Annotated in this window: 21 protein-coding genes; 5 read left to right on the top strand and 16 right to left on the bottom strand. The window is 62.0% G+C overall.

The annotated features are described in order from the left end of the window. Nucleotides 1–32 precede the first annotated feature (32 nt). The gene (locus BN1969_RS15675; RefSeq protein ID WP_050625137.1) at nucleotides 33–881 is read right to left on the bottom strand and encodes a 3-hydroxybutyryl-CoA dehydrogenase; all 849 of its coding nucleotides are present in this window, start codon (nucleotides 879–881) and stop codon (nucleotides 33–35) included. A 72-nt stretch (nucleotides 882–953) separates the two neighbouring features. Continuing rightward, nucleotides 954–1,730 carry an enoyl-CoA hydratase-related protein gene (locus tag BN1969_RS15670; RefSeq protein ID WP_050625136.1) on the bottom strand — a complete coding sequence of 259 codons (777 nt, stop codon included), beginning with the start codon at nucleotides 1,728–1,730 and terminating at the stop codon, nucleotides 954–956. A gap of 290 nt (nucleotides 1,731–2,020) precedes the next feature. On the opposite strand from BN1969_RS15670, the gene BN1969_RS15665 reads away from it, so the two are divergent. Then, nucleotides 2,021–3,556: an oligosaccharide flippase family protein gene (locus BN1969_RS15665; RefSeq protein ID WP_077138788.1), complete on the top strand. Its 1,536-nt coding sequence runs from the start codon at nucleotides 2,021–2,023 to the stop codon at nucleotides 3,554–3,556. Between the two features lie 42 nt (nucleotides 3,557–3,598). Here the strand turns inward: BN1969_RS15665 and BN1969_RS15660 are convergent, their stop codons facing one another. From BN1969_RS15660 to rpmG, 8 genes are all read right to left on the bottom strand, one after another. Continuing rightward, on the bottom strand, nucleotides 3,599–4,159 hold the full coding sequence (locus tag BN1969_RS15660; protein ID WP_050625135.1) for a flavin reductase family protein: 561 nt from the start codon (nucleotides 4,157–4,159) through the stop codon (nucleotides 3,599–3,601). Between the two features lie 148 nt (nucleotides 4,160–4,307). Further along, complete coding sequence (rplL, locus tag BN1969_RS15655; RefSeq protein ID WP_050625134.1) at nucleotides 4,308–4,688, bottom strand: 50S ribosomal protein L7/L12; 381 nt, start codon at nucleotides 4,686–4,688, stop codon at nucleotides 4,308–4,310. A gap of 55 nt (nucleotides 4,689–4,743) precedes the next feature. Continuing rightward, nucleotides 4,744–5,289 (bottom strand): 50S ribosomal protein L10, encoded by a 546-nt coding sequence (gene rplJ, locus BN1969_RS15650; protein WP_050625133.1) that lies wholly within the window; start codon nucleotides 5,287–5,289, stop codon nucleotides 4,744–4,746. A 282-nt stretch (nucleotides 5,290–5,571) separates the two neighbouring features. After that, the gene (gene rplA / locus BN1969_RS15645) at nucleotides 5,572–6,264 is read right to left on the bottom strand and encodes a 50S ribosomal protein L1 (RefSeq protein ID WP_050625132.1); all 693 of its coding nucleotides are present in this window, start codon (nucleotides 6,262–6,264) and stop codon (nucleotides 5,572–5,574) included. A 14-nt stretch (nucleotides 6,265–6,278) separates the two neighbouring features. Next, entirely contained in the window at nucleotides 6,279–6,704 is a 426-nt protein-coding gene (gene rplK, locus BN1969_RS15640; protein WP_050625131.1) for a 50S ribosomal protein L11, read from the bottom strand. A 139-nt stretch (nucleotides 6,705–6,843) separates the two neighbouring features. After that, entirely contained in the window at nucleotides 6,844–7,368 is a 525-nt protein-coding gene (gene nusG / locus BN1969_RS15635; RefSeq protein ID WP_050625130.1) for a transcription termination/antitermination protein NusG, read from the bottom strand. A 12-nt stretch (nucleotides 7,369–7,380) separates the two neighbouring features. Beyond that, a complete protein-coding gene (gene secE, locus BN1969_RS15630) occupies nucleotides 7,381–7,683 on the bottom strand; it encodes a preprotein translocase subunit SecE (RefSeq protein WP_050625129.1) in 303 nt (100 codons plus the stop codon). Between the two features lie 39 nt (nucleotides 7,684–7,722). After that, the gene (gene rpmG / locus BN1969_RS15625) at nucleotides 7,723–7,890 is read right to left on the bottom strand and encodes a 50S ribosomal protein L33 (protein ID WP_008980220.1); all 168 of its coding nucleotides are present in this window, start codon (nucleotides 7,888–7,890) and stop codon (nucleotides 7,723–7,725) included. Nucleotides 7,891–8,268: 378 nt separating this feature from the next. Between rpmG and ruvX the strand changes: the two genes are divergently transcribed. Genes ruvX through BN1969_RS15610 form a run of 3 tightly spaced genes read left to right on the top strand, consistent with a single transcriptional unit; the run spans nucleotide 8,269 to nucleotide 9,907 of the window. Continuing rightward, on the top strand, nucleotides 8,269–8,688 hold the full coding sequence (gene ruvX / locus BN1969_RS15620; RefSeq protein ID WP_050625128.1) for a Holliday junction resolvase RuvX: 420 nt from the start codon (nucleotides 8,269–8,271) through the stop codon (nucleotides 8,686–8,688). A gap of 51 nt (nucleotides 8,689–8,739) precedes the next feature. Next, a complete protein-coding gene (locus BN1969_RS15615; protein WP_187120357.1) occupies nucleotides 8,740–9,027 on the top strand; it encodes a putative quinol monooxygenase in 288 nt (95 codons plus the stop codon). 43 nt (nucleotides 9,028–9,070) lie between these two features. Then, nucleotides 9,071–9,907 (top strand): EFR1 family ferrodoxin, encoded by an 837-nt coding sequence (locus BN1969_RS15610; protein WP_050625126.1) that lies wholly within the window; start codon nucleotides 9,071–9,073, stop codon nucleotides 9,905–9,907. A gap of 766 nt (nucleotides 9,908–10,673) precedes the next feature. Here the strand turns inward: BN1969_RS15610 and BN1969_RS15605 are convergent. Both BN1969_RS15605 and BN1969_RS15600 read right to left on the bottom strand, forming a co-directional pair. After that, nucleotides 10,674–11,354 (bottom strand): DUF2461 domain-containing protein, encoded by a 681-nt coding sequence (locus tag BN1969_RS15605; protein ID WP_050625125.1) that lies wholly within the window; start codon nucleotides 11,352–11,354, stop codon nucleotides 10,674–10,676. Between the two features lie 35 nt (nucleotides 11,355–11,389). Then, on the bottom strand, nucleotides 11,390–13,324 hold the full coding sequence (locus BN1969_RS15600; protein ID WP_050625124.1) for a VanW family protein: 1,935 nt from the start codon (nucleotides 13,322–13,324) through the stop codon (nucleotides 11,390–11,392). Nucleotides 13,325–13,651: 327 nt separating this feature from the next. On the opposite strand from BN1969_RS15600, the gene BN1969_RS15595 reads away from it, so the two are divergent. Then, nucleotides 13,652–14,905, top strand: a complete 1,254-nt coding sequence (locus BN1969_RS15595) for a 5-bromo-4-chloroindolyl phosphate hydrolysis family protein (RefSeq protein ID WP_050625123.1) — start codon at nucleotides 13,652–13,654, stop codon at nucleotides 14,903–14,905. Between the two features lie 36 nt (nucleotides 14,906–14,941). On the opposite strand, the gene BN1969_RS15590 is transcribed toward BN1969_RS15595, so the two are convergent. From BN1969_RS15590 to BN1969_RS15575, 4 genes are all read right to left on the bottom strand, one after another. Beyond that, nucleotides 14,942–15,313, bottom strand: coding sequence for a sulfite exporter TauE/SafE family protein (locus tag BN1969_RS15590; protein WP_050625122.1), 372 nt, complete (start codon nucleotides 15,311–15,313; stop codon nucleotides 14,942–14,944). Then, on the bottom strand, nucleotides 15,310–15,669 hold the full coding sequence (locus BN1969_RS15585) for a sulfite exporter TauE/SafE family protein (protein WP_050625121.1): 360 nt from the start codon (nucleotides 15,667–15,669) through the stop codon (nucleotides 15,310–15,312). Before BN1969_RS15585 ends, BN1969_RS15590 begins: the two co-directional genes overlap by 4 nt. 77 nt (nucleotides 15,670–15,746) lie before the next feature. Continuing rightward, on the bottom strand, nucleotides 15,747–16,010 hold the full coding sequence (locus BN1969_RS15580; RefSeq protein ID WP_050625120.1) for a metal-sensing transcriptional repressor: 264 nt from the start codon (nucleotides 16,008–16,010) through the stop codon (nucleotides 15,747–15,749). Next, nucleotides 16,007–18,619, bottom strand: a complete 2,613-nt coding sequence (locus BN1969_RS15575; RefSeq protein WP_050625119.1) for a heavy metal translocating P-type ATPase — start codon at nucleotides 18,617–18,619, stop codon at nucleotides 16,007–16,009. Before BN1969_RS15575 ends, BN1969_RS15580 begins: the two co-directional genes overlap by 4 nt. Nucleotides 18,620–18,840 lie beyond the last annotated feature (221 nt).

The raw sequence follows: 18,840 nt of genomic DNA, 5'->3' as shown, positions 1-18,840 counted from the left end.
TTTCCTTCCCGACGTTTTTGTCAGCAGGCCGCTTACTTGGAGTAATCGTAGAAACCCTTGCCGGTCTTACGGCCCAGCAGGCCTCCACGGACCATCTTCCGCAGCAGCAGGGCGGCACGGTACTTGGGGTCGTGGGTCTCGGCATACAGGGTATCCATGATGGCCAGGCAGACGTCCAGGCCCACCAGGTCGCCCAGGGCCAGGGGGCCCATGGGGTGGTTGGCACCCAGCTTCATGGCAGTGTCGATACCCTCGGGGGTAGCCACGCCGGTCTCCACCAGACCGATGGCCTCGTTGATCATGGGGATCAGGATCTTGTTGACCACGAAGCCGGGGGCTTCAGCTACCTCCACGGCCTCCTTGCCGATGTCGGCGGACAGCTGGCAGATGGCGTCATAGGTCTCCTGGGAGGTGTGGACGCCCCGGATGACCTCCACCAGCTTCATCACAGTGGCGGGATTGAAGAAGTGCATCCCGATGAAGCGGTCGGCCCGCTGGGTGGCGGCGGCGATGGCGGTGATGGAGATGGAGGAGGTGTTGGTGGCAAAGATGGTGTCTGCCTTGCAGATGCCGTCCAGCTCCTGGAACAGGCTCTTCTTCACGTCCAGGTTCTCCACGATGGCCTCCAGCACCAGGTCGGCGTCAGCTGCGGCGGCCAGGTCAGTGGTGAAGGTCATGTTGCCCAGGATCTCGGCCCTCTTGGCCTCGTCCATCTTGCCTCTGGCCACCAGCTTATCCAGCGCGGCCACCAGCCGGCTGTGAGACTTCTCCGCCAGCTCATCGCTGATCTCCCGGACCACGACGGCATGGCCGCTGCGAGCAAAGGTGTGGGCGATGTCCAGGCCCATGGTGCCGCCGCCTACAACTACGATTTTTTTCATGACATCTCGATCTCCTTGTCTTTCAGAAGTGATATTGGGAAAGCGCCCTGCCGCTGGGGCGGCGGAACGGATTCAGCGGTTTTTGAAGGTGGTGATCTTCTCCTTGTTCAGGAAGGCGTGCATGGCGTCCTTCTGGTCCTCAGTGGAAAAGCACAGGCCGAAGGCCTCTGACTCAAAGGCGATGGCGGAGTTGATGTCGATCTGTTTGCCGATACGGATGGCCTGCTTGGCCTGGCGGACTGCCACCTGGGGGCGGGAGGCGATCAGGTCGGCCAGCTCCAGAGCCTTGTCCAGCATCACGTCGGCAGGGTAGACATGCTTGACCAAACCGATCTGAAGGGCCTCTTGGGCGTCGATGGTGCGGCTGGTGAGCACCAGCTCCATGGCGGTGGACATGCCTACGATGCGCTGAAGGCGCTGGGTGCCGCCGAAACCGGGAGTGATGCCCAGCCCAACCTCAGGCATGCCGAAGGTTGCCTTTTCACTGGCTACCCGAATGTCGCAGGACATGGCCAGCTCACAGCCGCCGCCCAGGGCGAAGCCGTTGACTGCGGCGATCACCGGGCTGGGGAAGCGGGTGATGTGCATCATGGTATTGTTTCCATGATGGCTGAAGCGCTTGGCGTCGTCGGCGGTATAGTTGACCATCTCGCCGATGTCGGCACCGGCCACGAAGGAGCGTCCGGCGCCGGTGATAACGATGACGTGGACATCCTCCTGGGATTCTGCGCGCAGCAGGATATCGTCCAGCTGTTCGATGACCTCCAGGTTCAGGGCGTTCAGGACTTCCGGGCGGTTGATGGTGATGAGGCCCACGTGGCCGCGTTGCTCAAATTCTACAAAAGCCATAGGGGTATCCTCCTTTTTACAGTGTCTCATTCTTCTTCCAGAAAATCACGGGGATAAAGGGAGCGGGATCTCTTTCTTAATCGTACTATAAACGATTTCCCGGGCGGAAGCAAGGCGTCTGGTGACAAAGGTAAAGATACGCCAGTTTTTGGTCAATTCAGGCATGATTCTCCCCTGGAACGAGAGAAATATGTGAAAAAGATAACGAATTTCTTGCAGGAATGGCGGGGCGGCGGCGTGAATACAGTGAAGGGAGGACCGCCCGCTGGGGCGGGGAGGAGGGACTGGATTTGCTGCGTCACGATGAATGGTCCGCTGGAAGCAGCGCCCTGTTTCTGACCGCCTTGGCGGCAGTATCACAGGGGCTGTCGTTCTGTTACCGGGTGGCCCTGTCCCGGCTGGTGGGGGCGGAGGTGATGGGGCTGTATCAGCTGCTGATGCCGGTGTGCTCGGTACTGCTGTCCCTCACCGCTGTGGGGCTGACCGCAGCCATGTCCAACCTCAGCTCCCAGTATCTGGCCCTGGGAAACGGAAAGGGAGTGGCGCAGACCAGGCGGATGTGCCTCACCGCCCTGGGAGTGGGGCTCCTGCCGGTATCGGCGGCAGTGGTGGCCTTCTATGACCCCATCTCGGTCTATCTGCTGGGGGATGCCCGGACCCAGCTGGGGCTGATCCTGCTGCTGCCCTGCGTGGCTCTCACCGGGGTGGAGAACATCCACAAGCACTTTTTCTATGGGACCGGAGTGGTCCGCCCGCCTGCTGTCGTGGAGCTGATGGAGCAGTTCATCCGGGCGGCGGCGGTGCTGGGGCTGCTGGTGCTGTTTCTGCCCCAGAACCCAGAGCGGACGGTGGGGCTGATCGTCACCGGCATGGTGATTTGTGAGATATTTTCCGCCGTGGCGCTGACAGTGCTCTACCGCCGGCGGATGGCGCGGATCGGCCGGACGGGGCCGGGGGAGCGGGGCGGGACTCTGGCCCGGCGGGTGACCTCCATCGCCGTCCCTGTGGGGGCCACCGCCCTGCTGGGTAATCTGATGTCGGCGGTGAACGCCGCCCTTATCCCACAGAAGCTTGTGGAGAGCGGCATGGACCGGGCGGCGGCCATGTCGGAGTTCGGCGTGGTGTGCGGGATGACCCTGCCCATGCTGGCCCTGCCCACTGTCTTTCTGGGGGCGCTGAATCTGGTGCTAGTCCCCAGGCTGGCCTACTCCACGGCACTGAACCGCCCGGAAGAGGTGAGGCGGCGGGCCGGGCGGGCCATGCTGGCGGTGTCGGTGCTCATTCTTCCCTCTATGGCGCTGATGGTGGTGCTTGGGCCGGACCTGGCCCGGATGATGTTCGGCCAGCCCTCGGCGGGGGAACACCTGCTCCCCCTGGCGGCGGCCATGGCGCTGAGCTGCTACCAGTCCACCCTTGGGGGCGTGCTCAACGGCGTGGGACGGCCGGGGAGCCACGCCATGGCGGACCTGATCTGTGACGGCATACAGCTGGCCTTCACCTTCACCGTGGGCCTCCCGGGGGTGGGCATCCGCGGCTTCGTGGCGGGGACTCTGGTCTCAGCAGCGGCGGGGGCCCTGCTCAACGGCTGGCTGGTGGTGCGTTACACCGGGCTGCGGCCCAGCCTGTTCCGGTGGGTGACCGCGCCGGGGCTGGCCGCACTGCTGGCGGCCCTGACCTCCAACCTCCTCTTTCGGTGGCTGAAGGACAGCGGCGTCTCCCTGCTGGCAGGCGGGGCGGCCAGCCTACTCTTCGGCGGAGTGCTGTATCTGGCCGCCCTGAGCGCCCAGGGAGTCTATCTCAGCCAGGTGTTCCGGCTGCGGAAATAAGGCGGCCGCTCCAGAAAGGGCCCCAAACCCCTCCCGGAGAGCTCACTTTAGCCTTTTTCCATCCTGGAAAGCACGGCCCACCTTCTCTCCCAGGGCCAGATAGTCGTGATTGACCGGGTCGAAGGAGATGGGGCGCAGCTTGGCGGGATCGATCTTCCCATCTTCCCCCAGGATGTACTCCTCGGCGCTGACGTTGATGATCTCCCCCAGGAGCAGCTCCGTCTCCTCGTCAAAGCTGAGGAACCGGCACTCCAGCGCCATTGGCAGTTCGTCAATGAGGGGGGCATCCACAAACTGGCTTCTGGTGGTGTGGAGGCCGGCTCGGGCCAGCTTGTCAGGCACCTGGTTGGCGGACACGATACCCACATAGTCACACTCCACCACATGGTCCTCGTCCGCCATGCTTACAGTGAAAGCCTTTCGGGACAGAATGTTCTGTACGGTCTTGTGTCCCGCGCTTAGATACATAGCAACACGGTTGCTGTCGCTGATCCCGCCCCAGGCGGCGTTCATGGCATCTGGGGTCCCGTCCTCTCCATAGGTGGCGATGATCAGCACCGGCTGGGGATAGAGGTAGGGCTTGGGGCCAAAGTTTTTCCGCATGATGGATTCCTCCCATTATTAAGATCGGGGATGCTGTGATGGTACTAGGATAACACGAAATAGCGGCGGAGGACAGAGGGAGAAAAAGAAAAAACGGGCCCCGGGGCATTTTGCCCTGGGGCCCGTTGACTTCTGTCTGGGGAAAAGCTTACTTCAGCTCGACCTTGGCGCCGGCCTCTTCCAGCTTCTTCTTCAGCTCCTCGGCCTCATCCTTGGAGACAGCCTCCTTCAGAGTCTTGGGAGCGCCCTCGACCATAGCCTTGGCCTCAGCCAGGCCCAGGCCGGTGATCTCACGGACAGCCTTGATGACCTTGATCTTAGCGGCGGCGTCAAAGCTGGCCAGGACCACGTCAAACTCGGTCTTCTCCTCAGCAGCGGGAGCGGCAGCGCCGGCACCGGCAGCGGGAGCGGCCATAGCGGCGGCGGAAACGCCGAACTCGTCCTCCAGGGCATGCACCAGCTCGGACAGCTCCAGAACGGTCAGGCCCTTGACTTCCTCAATCAGAGCGGTAATCTTCTCGCTAGCCATAATGAATGTACCTCCTAAAAGTTGTTTTCAGTCAAAATGTTATGGGTGCCGATACTTACTCGGCGGGGGCGGCCTCGGGCTCGGCAGCGGCCTCTACGAAGCCGCCCTTCTCCTCGGCAATGGCCTTCAGGACGATGGCCAGGCTGGTGATGGGGGCCAGCATGGTGCCCAGGACCTGGGCCTGCAGGACCTCCTTGGAGGGCAGCTCGGCCATGGCGTTGATCTCATCCAGGGGAAGGATCTTGCCGTCCATGAAGCCGGCCTTGATGACGAACTTGGCGCCGTTGAACTGCTTGGCGAACTTGTTGATGACGCGCATGGGAGCGATGGGGTCCTCGTGGCTGATGGCGAGAGAAGTAGTGCCATTCAGGGAGTCGGACAGATCGCCCAGGCCGGCATTCTGAGCAGCAAAGCGGGTGAGGGTGTTCTTGACGACAGCGTACTCCACGTTGTTCTTGCGGAGCTCGTTGCGCAGAGCGGTATCCTCAGCCACGGTGATGCCCTTGTAATCCACCAGCACACCGCTGGCGGCGTTCTGCAGCTTTTCGGTCAGTTCAGCCACAATGGCTTTCTTCTGTTCCAGAACAGATGCGTTAGGCATTTTGGGTTCACCTCCAGAGAATAGTGGGAAACGCGAAAAAACGCTGTTTTCCGCGCCCAAAGCGTGAAAACAGCGTAAAAACACAATATGGATCATGTTTCTGGCTGCATCCTCGGCAGGACTTCCGCTTGCGCCGCCTGCTGTCTTTGAACGCAGATGATAGTATATCCGAAAAAGGAGGAAAAGTCAAGGACTTTTCCGAAAATTTAAAAAATCTGATGCACAGGGAAGAAAGCCTCCCCCGCAGTCCCCGGGAAACTGCGGGGGAGGGCAATCAGATGATCACATCAGCTTCGCGCCGTTGACTTTGACACCGGGGCCCATGGTGGAAGCCACCACGCAGCTCTTGATGTACTGGCCCTTGGCAGCGGCGGGCTTGGCCTTTACGATAGCGCCCATGATGGCGTTGAAGTTCTCGGAGAGCTTCTCAGCGCCGAAGGACACCTTGCCGATGGGGCAGTGGATGATATTGGTCTTGTCCAGGCGGTACTCCACCTTACCGGCCTTGATCTCGTTGACGGCCTTGGTCACATCCATGGTGACAGTGCCGGCCTTGGGAGAGGGCATCAGGCCCTTGGGACCCAGCACCTTACCCAGACGGCCCACCACGCCCATCATGTCGGGGGTGGCGACCACCACGTCGAAGTCGAACCAGTTTTCCTTCTGGATCTTCTCCACCAGGTCCATCTCGCCCACATAGTCGGCGCCGGCGGCCTTGGCCTCGTCCGCCTTGGCGGCCTTGGCGAAGACCAGCACGCGCTGGGTCTTGCCGGTGCCGTGGGGCAGCACGATGGCGCCGCGGACCTGCTGGTCGGCGTGACGGGAGTCAACGCCCAGCTTCACATGGAGCTCGACGGTCTCGTCGAACTTGGCGGGAGCGGTCTTGACGATCAGCTCCATGGCCTCATTGGTATCGTACAGAGCAGCGCGGTCGATCTGCTTGGCGCTCTCCTGATATTTCTTGCCTCTAAACATTGTTCACACCCTCCTTACTCGCCCACGACGACGCCCATGGAGCGGGCAGTACCGGCGATCATGCTCATAGCGGCCTCGATGCTGGCGGCATTCAGGTCGGGCATCTTGGTCTCAGCGATCTTGCGCACGTCTTCCTTGCTGATGGTAGCGACCTTGGTCTTGTTGGGCACACCGGAGCCGGACTCGATGCTGCAGGCCTTCTTGATGAGCACGGCGGCGGGGGGGGTCTTGGTGATGAAAGTGAAGGAACGGTCAGCGTAGACGGTGATGATGACGGGGATGATCATGCCCACATCGTTCTTGGTCCGCTCATTGAATTCCTTGGTGAAAGCGGCGATGTTCACGCCATGCTGGCCCAGAGCGGGGCCAACAGGGGGGGCCGGCGTCGCCTTGCCGGCGGGGATCTGAAGTTTTACGTATCCAGTTACTTTCTGTGCCACGAAAGAGCACCTCCATATGAAAAATGTGGTTGGATATGGACCAGCTCAGGCCGTGCCCGGCGGGTCCAACTGGCGGGACGGACCGTTCCGTCCCTCCCACGGGCCGCGTCTGCACGCGGCAGGATTGTGTTTCGATGGGTCAGGCTTTAACAGGCTCCACCTGGTCCAGCTCCAGCTCCACGGGGGTCTCCCGTCCAAACATGGACACCACCACACGGACCTTGCTGCGGTCCAGGTCGATCTCCTCCACTGTGCCCAGGAAGGACTCCAGGGCGCCATCGGTGATCTTGACGCTGTCTCCCACCTCGTAGCCCACCACGATCTCGCGCTTCTCCACGCCCAGGGCGGCGATGTCACTCTCAGACAGGGGGATGGGCTTGTTGCCGGAGCCCAGGAAGCCGGTGACGCCGCGAATGTTGCGCACGATGTGCCAGCACTCGTCGGTCATGACCATCTTCACCAGCACATAGCCGGGGAAGACCTTGCGCTCCACCTCTTTGGGCCCGTTGTCTGTGATCTCGGTGACGGTCTCCAGGGGGATGCTGATCTCGTGAATCAGATCCTGAAGACCGCGGTTTTCCACGTACTTCTCAATGGTGGCCTTCACCGTATTTTCGTATCCGGAATAGGTGTGGACCACATACCACTGCGCGCCGTCAGACATATTCGCCACCTATCAGCGGAACAGGCCGAGCAGGAACTCGATCAAAGCGCCGGCCACCGCGTCAAAGAGCCAGATGAAGATGCCCACCACGATGACGCAGAGGATGACGATCCCGGTGTTGTTCATCGTCTGCTTGAAGCTGGGCCACTGGACCTTCTTCAGCTCGCTCTTCATGTCCTTGAGCCACTTGCCGATGCGGGCGAAAATACTGGGCTTCTTCTGCTTTTCAGGCTTCTTGTCCTTCTTCGCCTTGTCGGCCTTTTCGGAAGCGGAGGCAGAGCCCTGGCCCTGCTCCATCTTTTCGTTTTCAGACATTCAGTTACCCTTCTTTCCTTTCAGCCATCTGGAGACGCATTACTTCGTCTCGTTGTGGACGGTATGCTTTCTGCAGAAGGGGCAGTACTTGTTCAGCTCCAGACGGTCGGGGGTATTCTTCTTGTTTTTCATGGTGTTGTAGTTTCTCTGCTTGCACTCAGAGCACCGCAGGGTGATCTTGATGCGAGCACCGGCCTTGCTTGCCATATGTTCGGCACCTCCTTTAAGTATTGCGGAGAACGGCCGGTCCGGGCCGCCCCGCTGATGTGAGCCAACAGCAAAAAAAGCTGGATCAGGCTCTGAAAGCCGAATCCAGCCATACGAGACACAGCAGGGCTGTGTCTGACATGCTCACGGTGGGATCCGGCGATTGCCTCCCTGTGTCCCGAGAGATGGGGGAGGGGTGCCTGCGCATACACCGTAAAAATGCGCAAAACAAAAAAGCCCCTTTTCACAGGTAGTGTCACTATAACACAAGGAAAGCGCGGCGTCAAGAGGAAATTGGGCGGACAGGGTTGTTTTTTTGCGGGGAGTGCGGTATAGTACAGTTGACAAAAAAACGCGGAGCGGGAGAGGGGGGAGTTTATGCGGATCATGGCCATCGACTACGGCGATGCCCATACCGGCATCGCCATTTCCGACCCTACCGGCTTCCTCACCGGGACTACCACGACTATCCACAGCAGAAAGGCGGAGGAAGTGGCAGGGGAGATCGCCCGGCTGGTCCAGGAGCACGGTGTGGAGGAGCTGGTGATGGGGTATCCCCGGAACATGGACGGCACCGAGGGCCCCCGGGCGGAGCTGTACCGGGACTTCGCAGCCCTGGTGGAGGACACCGCGGGGCTCCGGCCCGTGCTCTGGGACGAACGGCGGACCACCGTGGACGCCCACCGTATCCTGTTTGAGGCGGGAAAAAACGCCAGAAAGCGAAAAAAGACGGTGGATGCGGTGGCGGCCTCCCTGATTTTGGAGGGATATCTGGATCACAGAAGGCTGCGGGGCTGAGGAGGCCTCTCAGCCCCCTATATTATGGACAGAAGAAAGGAGAATGATTCCATGGCATTTATTCTCAACGTGACCTATACCATGAAGCCCGGGCTGCGGGCGGAGTTCCTGCGGGAGGTGTCCGAGCACGGCATCCAGAAGGCGGTGCTGGCAGAGGAGGGCTGCCTCCAGTACCAGTATTTTGAGGCTGTGGACGAACCAGACAAGCTGCTGCTGGTGGAGCGGTGGACCGAACGAAAGGCCCAGGAGGTCCATATGACTCAGCCCCATATGGTCCCCCTAAAGGAGATCAAGGAGCGCTGCGTGGCAGACAGCTTGGTGGAGAAATTTGATGCCTGACCCGCGGTAATGACGCAGGGAGAAAGACAAGGAGGAACAGAAAATGGAGATGCAACGCGTGTGGGCGGTCTATTTCAGCGGTACCGGGACCACGGAAAAAGTAGTGACCCGGATGGCGAAGATCGCGGCGGAGGATCTGGGGGCGGAGTATAAGACCTTCTGCTTCAACCTGCCTAAGGACCGGGAGGGGGAGCTGTCCTTCGGGCCGGGGGATCTGGTGATTTTCGGCACCCCGGTGTATGCCGGGCGGGTGCCCAATCTGCTGCTGCCCTATATCCGGGACAAGGTGAAGGGAAACGGGGCCCTGGCTGTGCCGGTGTCTCTGTTCGGCAACCGGAATTTTGACGACGGGCTGATCGAACTGCGCAACGTGCTGGAGGCGGACGGCTTTCACACCGTGGCGGGCGGCGCTTTCGTGGGGGAGCACTCTTTCTCCAGGACCCTGGGGGCGGGCAGGCCCGACGCCCAGGATATGGCACTGGTAGAGGAGCTGGCTCACAAGACGGCGGAGAAGGTGAAAGGTCTGGAGCGGGCCCCAGAGATCCCTGCCTATGTGGCGGGCTGTGACCCCATCCGTCCCTACTATACCCCCAGGGACCGCCACGGGGAGCCCATCAAGGACTTTTTGAAGGCCAAGCCGGTGACTGACTCGGACAAGTGCGTCAAGTGCGGCCTGTGTGCCCATCTCTGCCCCATGGCAGCCATCGACCCCAACGACGTGTCCAGTGTGGTGGGGAAGTGCATCAAGTGCTGTGCCTGCGTGAAGAAGTGCCCCAAGGGCGCCAAGTACTTTGACCACGAGGGCTATCTGTACCATCAGCACGAGCTGGAGGAGCTCTATGCCCGGCGGGCGGACAGCGAGATCTTTATCGAGATGTGACGACAGCAGAGGAGAGCAGAAGAGTGCCATGCTGGACAAGTGTGTGAGTCATGCTGCACAGCCTGCAAAAAGGGCTTCACAGAGTTTGACATGTGCAGGTACAAAAAATCAAGTCTATTCGGAAAGTGACAGCACCACTTTTTCGACAAATCAGGGCCGGCGGAGCAATGCTCCGCCGGCCTTCCTCAGAGATACAAGAATAAAAAGAAATAACCCCTGACTGTTGCACCCGCGGTTCACTCACAGTCAGGGGTTATTTCTGTCCATTCTTGTTATCTAACATCAATTGTTTACCTCTCTTTCTACAGATTCGCGCGACCACGTTTTTTGCTCTTTAGCAGTCTCCGGAACACTGTTGCACAACCAGTTTCATTTTGCACCCAACGCTTCGGTGCTCCCTCATACATGAGGCATTGTCTGTTGGAACGTTCCTTTTCGCTTGCTGAGATGCTTTTTCTGTGGCAACGCGTGGGGTTCAGATGTCGTGCGCGCGCTTCGCTGGGATGCTGTTCTTTTGCTGACCACTGCCGGCATGGACTCCATCGCCTGGAACCGCTTACATCAGGAAAAGATTTGATGCATGTTACGCATCCCCTTGTCTGGGGGAGTGACATCTGATCAATCAGACTTCTTAAAACATTGGACTCATCCTTTCTGGCTATAATGTACCACAAAGACAGGCGGATGTCAAGAGGTTTTGTGGAAAAAATATAAAATTTTTCAAAAAGGATGCGGCCCCCGGGGGCTGTCCCAGGGGCCGCGGGTATCAGCGGGAGGCATCCGGGGCTGGGTCGCCACGGAGGGAGAGAAAGTAATCGTAGTAGGGCTTGAGGAAGCGGAAGCTCTCCTCCGCCTCCCCAGCCAGCTCGGGGGTGAACAGGGAGCCCTCGCAGTTGCGGTCCCAGGTCAGGGCGATGTTTTTCCGGTTGTACCAGGGAAAGAGCAGGGGGCCGGGGTCCCCTTTGGGGCGTTTGTACATCTCGCCCTCCAGCACGAATCGGTGCTGCCGGCTGAGCCGGCGGGCCAGCTTCTCCATAGGGGCCGGGTCCCGGTCGATGCGGGAGCGGAACTTGACCATGGTGACGGGCTCGGCGCCGTAATAGCCCATCCCCAGGCTGTGATACTCCGGCGCGATCTCAAAATAGAAGGCGGGGACATGGGTCCACCCCTCCTGCTCGGGCCGGATGGTGAACCACAGGTGGTCCTTGTAGGGGCCGCGGCCGTGGAGCCGCCGTGCATCCCGGTAGATGCGGGAGACATGAAGGTTCAGATGCTCCTTGGGATAGGCGGCGGTCATGGCGGCATGGACCTGGCGGCCCAGCTCCTGGAGGGGGGCGATGACCAGATCCAGATACTCCTGCTTGTGGGCCTCGAACCAGCTGCGCTCATTGTTGAATCGGACGCCCCACAGAAAATCCACGGCGCCCTGAGAAAAACCTTGAAACATAGGAAACGGACCTCTTCTGTATGGTAAGTATGTGCTCAATAGCCGGGCGGAAGCTCCCCGGCGGGGATCTCATACCCGTAGTGGTCGTCCTCCGGGGAGGACTGAGCGGGGCCGTCAGCCGCCCCGTCCCCTGTGTCGGGCGCGGGGATATCCTCCGTGGGAGCGGAGGAGCTGCTGCCGGACTCCCCGGCAGACGTCTCGCTGTCAGTTCCTGTGCCGACGGCAGGCTCACCGCCGGTGCCTCCCCCGGACTCTGTTCCGGTCTGCGTCCCAGCGCCGGTGCCGGCCCCGGTCTCTGTCCCGGGCTGGGTGCCGGGCTTGGGGGGGACCCCGTCTACCCAGGTGGAGGGATCGCCGTCAGCGGGATTGTAGAGGATGGTGGTGGGGCGCATCTTATAGGTGCTGACCCCCAGATCCTGCTTCTCCACCAAGGTGCCGTCCTTCTCATAGATGACGCGCCAGGCGCGGGCAGAGCGGCCGGTGTAGGCGTTCTGCTTGGCATCCACCTTAGTGGTGCCCTGTGGGATGGACTCGTCGGCGCGGTACTGGGTGGTGGGGGATACAAAGTCGAACTGGGTGCGCTCCGGCACGGCGTACCGGCCGTCCACATTGGTGCCGTAGAGCTTGACAGTGAGGTAGCGCAGGCCGTTCTTGTCGTAGCTCTCAGTGACGATCTTCACCGGGTAGTCGGTGTTGTTTTTGAAGCGGAAGTCGGACAGGCCGAAGTAGACGGTGGCGTCCATGCCGTCAGGGACGTAGCCTACGGAGTACATGTGGGCGTGGCGCTCCACGATCTCCAGGGTGGTGTGGAGGACGGCGTAGTAGATGGTGGAGGAGGTCTGGCAGATGCCGCCGCCGGTCTCGTCCACGGAGGCGCCGCCGGAGTAGACGGGAGCGGGGAGATAGCCCTTGTCGGCGGAACGGCTTCCGGTGGTGTTGTTGTAGGAGAATTCCTCGCCGGGCATCAGGATCACGCCGTTGCAGGCCTCAGCGGACAGCTTCACGTTGAACTTCCGGTTGGAGGAGCCGCTCACCTGGCTGGTACCCTGCCCCAGCAGGTCGGCAAAGAGCCGGTCGGCCAGTATCTCCTGGGTGATGTCGGGCTGAGTGACGGTGAGGGGGACCTCCACGGTCTCTCCCTCCTGGGCCTGCTGGAACAGGCGCTGGGCCTGGGCGGTGTCAAAGTCCACCCCCACGGTGTGGGGCAGCACCTCGCAGGTATCCGGATCGATGGCTGCGTTGGCCGCCTCCGCGTACAGCTCCCCGTGGATGGCCTCGAAGTCCGGCTCCTGAGGAGCGGAATCCAGGATGGGGAGCTGGACCGTGTCCGCCTGACCCTGGGCCAGGAGTTGAGCGTAGGCAGACTTCACCGCCTCCTCCGCTCCCTGGCGGTCCACCGAGCGGTGGGTGTGCCCCTTTACCAGGGTCAGGGTGCCCGCCTCCAAGTCTGCGGTGTAGCCATCCTCGCTGCCGCCGCTGCCCAGGGCACTGTCAGCGGCCTGGAGCTGGCGCTCCAGCTCTGTACGGCCCGCCTCTGTCAGTTGGACCTGATCGGCACCAAGGTCCTGGGCAGCGCCGAACAGGTGGCGCAGGTACTGGGCCCCCCCGGTGAAGAAGCTGCCGCGTCCCACAGACAGGGACGCCTGGGCCAGGGAGGCGGCGTCCACCTGAAAGGATGAGCCGTCCAGCGTACCGATATAGCCGTCGCAGCTCAGGCCCACGGCCCAGCCGGAGCCAGCCTGCTGGGCGACGGAAAGATTCTCGTTGATGGCCTGCTCCGCCTCAGCCTGGGTCATGCCGGACAGGTCCAGTCCGGCGGCGGTGACGTTGGGCAGGATGGTGTCCGAGGCGCTGACCCAGCCGCACAGGCCCAGGTAGGCGGCAAGGAGGACAGCCAGGATGGCGGCCGGGACCCAGACGGCTGGGCCGGGCTTTCCGCCGCTTTTTTTCTGTACACGTGCTCCGTCCATGAAAACTCCCCTTCCTGTCCCACTCAGCCCAAGAACCCACGGACAGGTCAAATAATTTCAGACTATATTATAGCATCCTACGTTTCAGAATGTAATTACAGAACAGTTACAGTTGACCGTCCAAATTTCCCCGGATTTCCTCAATTTTGAAAAATATTTTTAGGAGGTTTACTTTTCACCTTCCCGGCAGTATGATAGAATGGTGTATGTGGAACAGAGAGGGCCAGACCCAGAAGAGAAATTTTCAAGGAATTTTAAGAAAAAATCAATGTTGTTTTGGGATGGGTCTGGTATTCTATACAGCAGAACACCAGGGGAGGCAGAATGATGGCATATTACGGAGATCAGGGAAATGAGAACTACGGCGGAAAATGGGAGCCCCGCAGGAGCTCTGGCGGAGGGATGAGTGACCTGCCGTACTGGATCTTGGCGCTGGTCTTTCTGTTTGCCTTCCCGCCGGTGGGCGTGCTGATGATCGCCCTGAGGCTCTTCGGCGGCGGGAAGCGCCGCGTGGCCCGGGGGCGCCATCCCTATTATATGCAGCGGGATGGGCAGGCCCCCGTGGGGGCCCGGACCACTGTCAGTGAGCCGGCACGGAGCCAGGAAAAGACCGGCCGGAGGGAGAAAAAGCGCCAGGAAGGGAAAGCGGAACAGGATATGTCCCCGGTGTGCCTGGACGTAGTGGAGAAGATGGCCAAGCGGGGCCGGAGGCTGATCCAGGTGGGCGGGATCATTACGGCGGTCTTCGCCTTCACGGTGCTGGCCTGCCTGGGTGATGCGTCCTACTGGCTCCTCCACGGCGACGCGATCTGGTTCTGGGACCAGCTGCTGAACGCCATCCCCCTGCTCTGCTTCCTGGGCGGCGGTGCCGGCGTGCTGTGGGCCGGCCTGCGGAAAAAGAAGCAGGTGCGCACCTACCGGAACTATCTGGCCATGATCGGCCGCCGCCAGACCATCTCCATCTCGACGCTGGCGTCCGCCACCGGTGCCTCCCCGGCCAAGGTGCGGGACTGCCTGGAGGATATGCTGGATGACGGGCTGTTCCCCCTGGGTTTCCTGGACTACGGCGGGGACCGGCTGGTCCTCTCCGGTGAGGGGCTGAACGACCCGGCCCCGGCACAGGAGGAAAAGACGGAGGAGAAGAAGGCTGCCCCGGTGGACGAGGAGAACGCGGTGCTGGCCGAGATCCGGGCGGTGAACGACTCCATCGAAGACGCGGCCCTCTCGGCGCAGATCGACCGCATCGGGGTCATCACCGCCAAGATCTTCGAGTATCAGAAGAGCCACCCGGAAAGGTCTGCCCAGCTCCATGCCTTTCTGAGCTATTACCTGCCCACAACCCTGAAGATCCTCCGGGCCTATGCCCAGCTGGAGTCCCAGGGCGTAGAGGGGGAGAACATTGCCGCCGCCATGAGCCGGATCGAGGGGATGATGGGCAAGGTGGTGGAAGGCTTCGAGAAGCAGCTGGATCAGCTCTTTCAGGGGGATGCTATGGACATCACCACCGACGTGGCGGTTCTGGAGCAGATGCTCCAGAAGGATGGACTGTCCTCCTCCGGCGGGATGCAGATCGGGATTTGACTGATTCAAAGGCCGCGGGGATCTTCCCCGCGGCCTTCACGTTTCTTCTTTTACCCGACCGAACAGCTCGGACAGGCCGATGAGGATGAGAAAGCCCCCAAAGAGCTTTCGGAGCAGGTCCACGTCCAGGGCTGTGGCGGCCCATGAGGCCAGCGCGGCGCAGAGCAGGCCGGCGGAGATGGCAGGGAACAGAAGCCCCTTTTCCACATATCCGTTTTTCAGGTGGGCGGGCAGGGCGGTGAGTCCGGCGGGGAGAAAGTACAGCAGATTGATGCCCTGAGCCAGGTGCTGGTCCAGTCCGGCCAGGGTGGTCATATAGACCAGCAGAAGGGTGCCGCCCCCCACGCCGAAGCCGGACAGGACCCCGGTAGCCGCCCCCACCAGCAGGGGGATCAGCCAGCCGCTCACAACAGACACCTCAGGCCGCCCCAGATGAGCAGGGCCCCGAAGCCCCGCTTCAGCCACGGGAGCCGGACGCCCTTGAACAGCCGTCCTCCGGCCCAGCCGCCCACAGTGCCGCCGATGAGATAGGGCAGGGCGGCGGAGAGATCCAGTCCGCCCCGGAGGAGATAGACGGCTGCCGACAGGGCGCACAGGGGCAGGATGACCGCCACTGAGGTGGCAAAGGCCCGCCGCTGATCCAGTCCGCACACCCGGGTGAGCATGGGGACCAGCACCGAACCGCCGCCCCCGCCGAAAAAGCCGTTGGTCAGCCCGGCTGCCGCCCCGGCAAGCACGGACTTCCAGGTAGATTTATGCTTCAAAAAAACGCCCCCTTGCCGGTCTAGTGTGCCAGGCAGGGGGGCGTTTTATCCATTTTGCCTGCCGGGGGAGCGGGATCTCAGTCGGCCAGCTTATCCAGCAGGGCGGCCAGCTCCTCCAGCTTGGGGGCGGGGTCCCCGCTGTCCACGGCCTCCCGCACGCAGCAGTTCATGTGTGCCTTCAGTACCAGGCGGTTGGCTTTTTTCAGAATGGACTGGGTGGCCATCAATTGGTTGGAGACGTCCAGACAGTACCGGTCCTCCTCCACCATCTTCAGGATACCGTCGATCTGGCCACGGGCCGTCTTCAGCAGCCGGGCGACCTGGGCGTGGTCCGCTTTCACTGAATGGACACCACCTCGTATCCGGCCTCAGTGACTGCGTCGGTGAGGGACTGGTCGCTCACCGCACCAGTGAGGGTGACTGTGGCGCACTTGCCCTCCAGGTCGGCTTTGACGGAGGCCACCCCCTCCAGGGTGCCCAGGGCTTTCTCCACGTGGGCGGTGCAGTGGGCGCACATCATGCCGTTGATCATGATCTTCTTTTCCATCGTTTCATTCGCTCCTTTTCGTTCTTCCTGATGTTGTGGTTCATATGTGGGCTGCTCCGAGGGGTCAGGGACAGGCTGGACCGGGCAGGTGCCGCTGGGGCAGGGAACAGGGGAGGCAGGGACGCTCTTGGGCTTGAAGAACCGAAGACGCAGGGCGTTGGTCACCACGCATACCGAGCTCAGGCTCATAGCGGCAGCGGCGAACATGGGGTTGAGCATGACATCCGTCCACCCCAGGGCATAGAACAGGCCGGCGGCCAGGGGGATGCCCAGGCTGTTGTAGAAAAAGGCCCAGAATAGGTTCTGCTTGATGTTGCGGATGGTGGCCTTGGACAGTTCCACCGCAGCGGCAGCGTCCAGCAGGTCCGACTTCATCAGCACGATGTCGGCGCTCTCGATGGCCACGTCGGTGCCAGCACCGATGGCCAAGCCCACGTCGGCCCGGGCCAGCGCCGGGGCGTCGTTGATGCCGTCCCCCACCATGGCCACCTTCTTGCCCTGATCCTGGAGCTGCTTCACCTTGCGCTCCTTGTCCTGGGGGAGCACCTCCGCCATCACCTGGGAGACGCCCAGCTGTGCGCCGATGGCGCCGGCGGTGCGCTGGTTGTCGCCGGTGAGCATGATGACGTCGATCCCCAGCCGCCGGAAGGCGGCTACCGCCTGGGCGCTGGTAGGCTTGGGGGTGTCGGCCACAGCCACCAGGCCAAGCACCCGGTGCTCGTCGGCAAAGTAGAGGGGGGTCTTGCCCTGGGCGGCCAGCTCCTCGGCCCGTGCGGGGAAGGAGCCCAGCTCCACCCCGGCCTCCTCCATCATGGCGCGGTTGCCGCCCATGCAGGTGCGGTCTCCCAGGGCGGCCCGGACGCCCCGGCCGTGGACGGCGGTGAACCCGCCCACCGAGGTGATGGGGAGGCCACGCCTTCTGCTCTCCTCCACGATAGCGGCGGCCAGGGGGTGCTCCGAGGGGCCCTCCAGGCAGGCGGCCAGGATGAGCAGGCCTTCCTCGTCCATGTCCTCGCCCGGCAGGATGTCGGTGACCACCGGCCTGCCCTGGGTCAGGGTGCCGGTCTTGTCCAGTACCACGGTATCCACCAGATGGAGGGTCTCCAGGGCCTCAGCGGATTTGATGAGGATGCCCTGCTCCGCTCCCTTCCCGGTGCCCACCATGATGGCCACGGGGGTGGCCAGACCCAGGGCGCAGGGGCAGGAAATGACCAGCACGGCCACGCCCGCGGTGAGGGCGGAGGTGGCGCTGCCAGTGGCGAACCACCAGGCCCCGGCAGCGATGGCGGCGATGACCATGACGGTGGGGACAAAGACGCCGGCCACCTTGTCGGCCAGCTTGGAGATGGGGGCCTTGGAGGAGGAGGCTTCCTCCACCAGCCGGATCATCTGGGCCAGGGTGGTGTCCTCGCCCACCCGGCTGGCCTCAAAAACGAAGTAGCCGGAGCGGTTGATGGAAGCGGCGGCCACCTTGTCCCCGGGGCCTTTGTCCACGGGGAGGGACTCGCCGGTGAGGGCGGATTCGTCCACGGCGGAGCTGCCCTCCACAATGACACCGTCCACCGGGATGGACTGGCCGGGGCGGACGGCTACCCGGTCGCCCACCCGGACCTCCTCCACCGGGATCTCTGCCTCGGCCCCGGCCCGCAGGACGGTAGCCGTCTTGGGGGCCAGGTCCATCAGGCGGGAGATGGCCTGGGAGGTCTTGCCCTTGGAGCGGGTCTCCAGGAACTTGCCCAGGGTGATGAGGGTGAGGATCATGCCGGCAGACTCGAAGTACAGGTCCATATGGTACTGCTCCACCCGGGCCATGTCCCCGTGGCCCAGGCCGTAGCCGATCTGGTAAATGGCAAAGACGCCATAGATCACAGCCGCGATGGAGCCCACAGCGATGAGAGAGTCCATGTTGGGGCCGCCGTGGAGCAGGGAGCGGAAGCCGTTTTTGTAGTACTTGTCGTTGATATACAGGATAGGCAGGGTGAGCAGGAGCTGGGTAAAGGCGAAGGATATGGCGTTCTCGTGACCCACCAGGAAAGCGGGGAGGGGGGCGCCCATCATGTGCCCCATGGAGATATAGAACAGGGGGATCAGGAAGAGAAAGGAGAGGATGAGGCGGCGCTTCATAGAGGAGAGCTCCGCTTCCATCTGGGCCTCCGGCCTCTTAGCGGCTCCCCGGGCTGGGACCCCAGCCTGGGCGGGCAGGGAGGCGCCGTATCCTGCCTGGACCACCGCCTGGATGATGCTTTCGGGGGCAAGGGCGGCCTCGTCGTACTCCACATTCATGGAGTTGGTCATCAGGCTGACCTCCGCCCTGCGTACGCCCTCCAGCTTGTTCACCGCCTTTTCCACATGGGCGGAGCATGCGGAGCAGGTCATACCGGTGACGTCAAATTTCTGTTTCAAGGGAAACACATCCTTTCAGAGGAGGGCTCCGCCCATGGGCGCCCCAGCGCCCCGCCGCCGAAGCGGCGCAAATTCGGAGCGGAGCAAATGCGATACACCCCCCTGGGGTGGGGTATCTTCAGCATAGCGCGGGGGAAGAAGTTTGTCAAGGCTTATCATGGAGATTTTTTGAGATTTTATGCAGGAGAGCCCCTGCTCTGCGGGAAGCAGAACAGGGGCTC

Origin of the sequence: Clostridium phoceensis (assembly GCF_001244495.1) — a bacterium.
In the GTDB taxonomy this organism is placed as follows: domain Bacteria; phylum Bacillota; class Clostridia; order Oscillospirales; family Oscillospiraceae; genus Lawsonibacter; species Lawsonibacter asaccharolyticus.
This window is presented reverse-complemented; position numbering and strand designations above follow the sequence as displayed.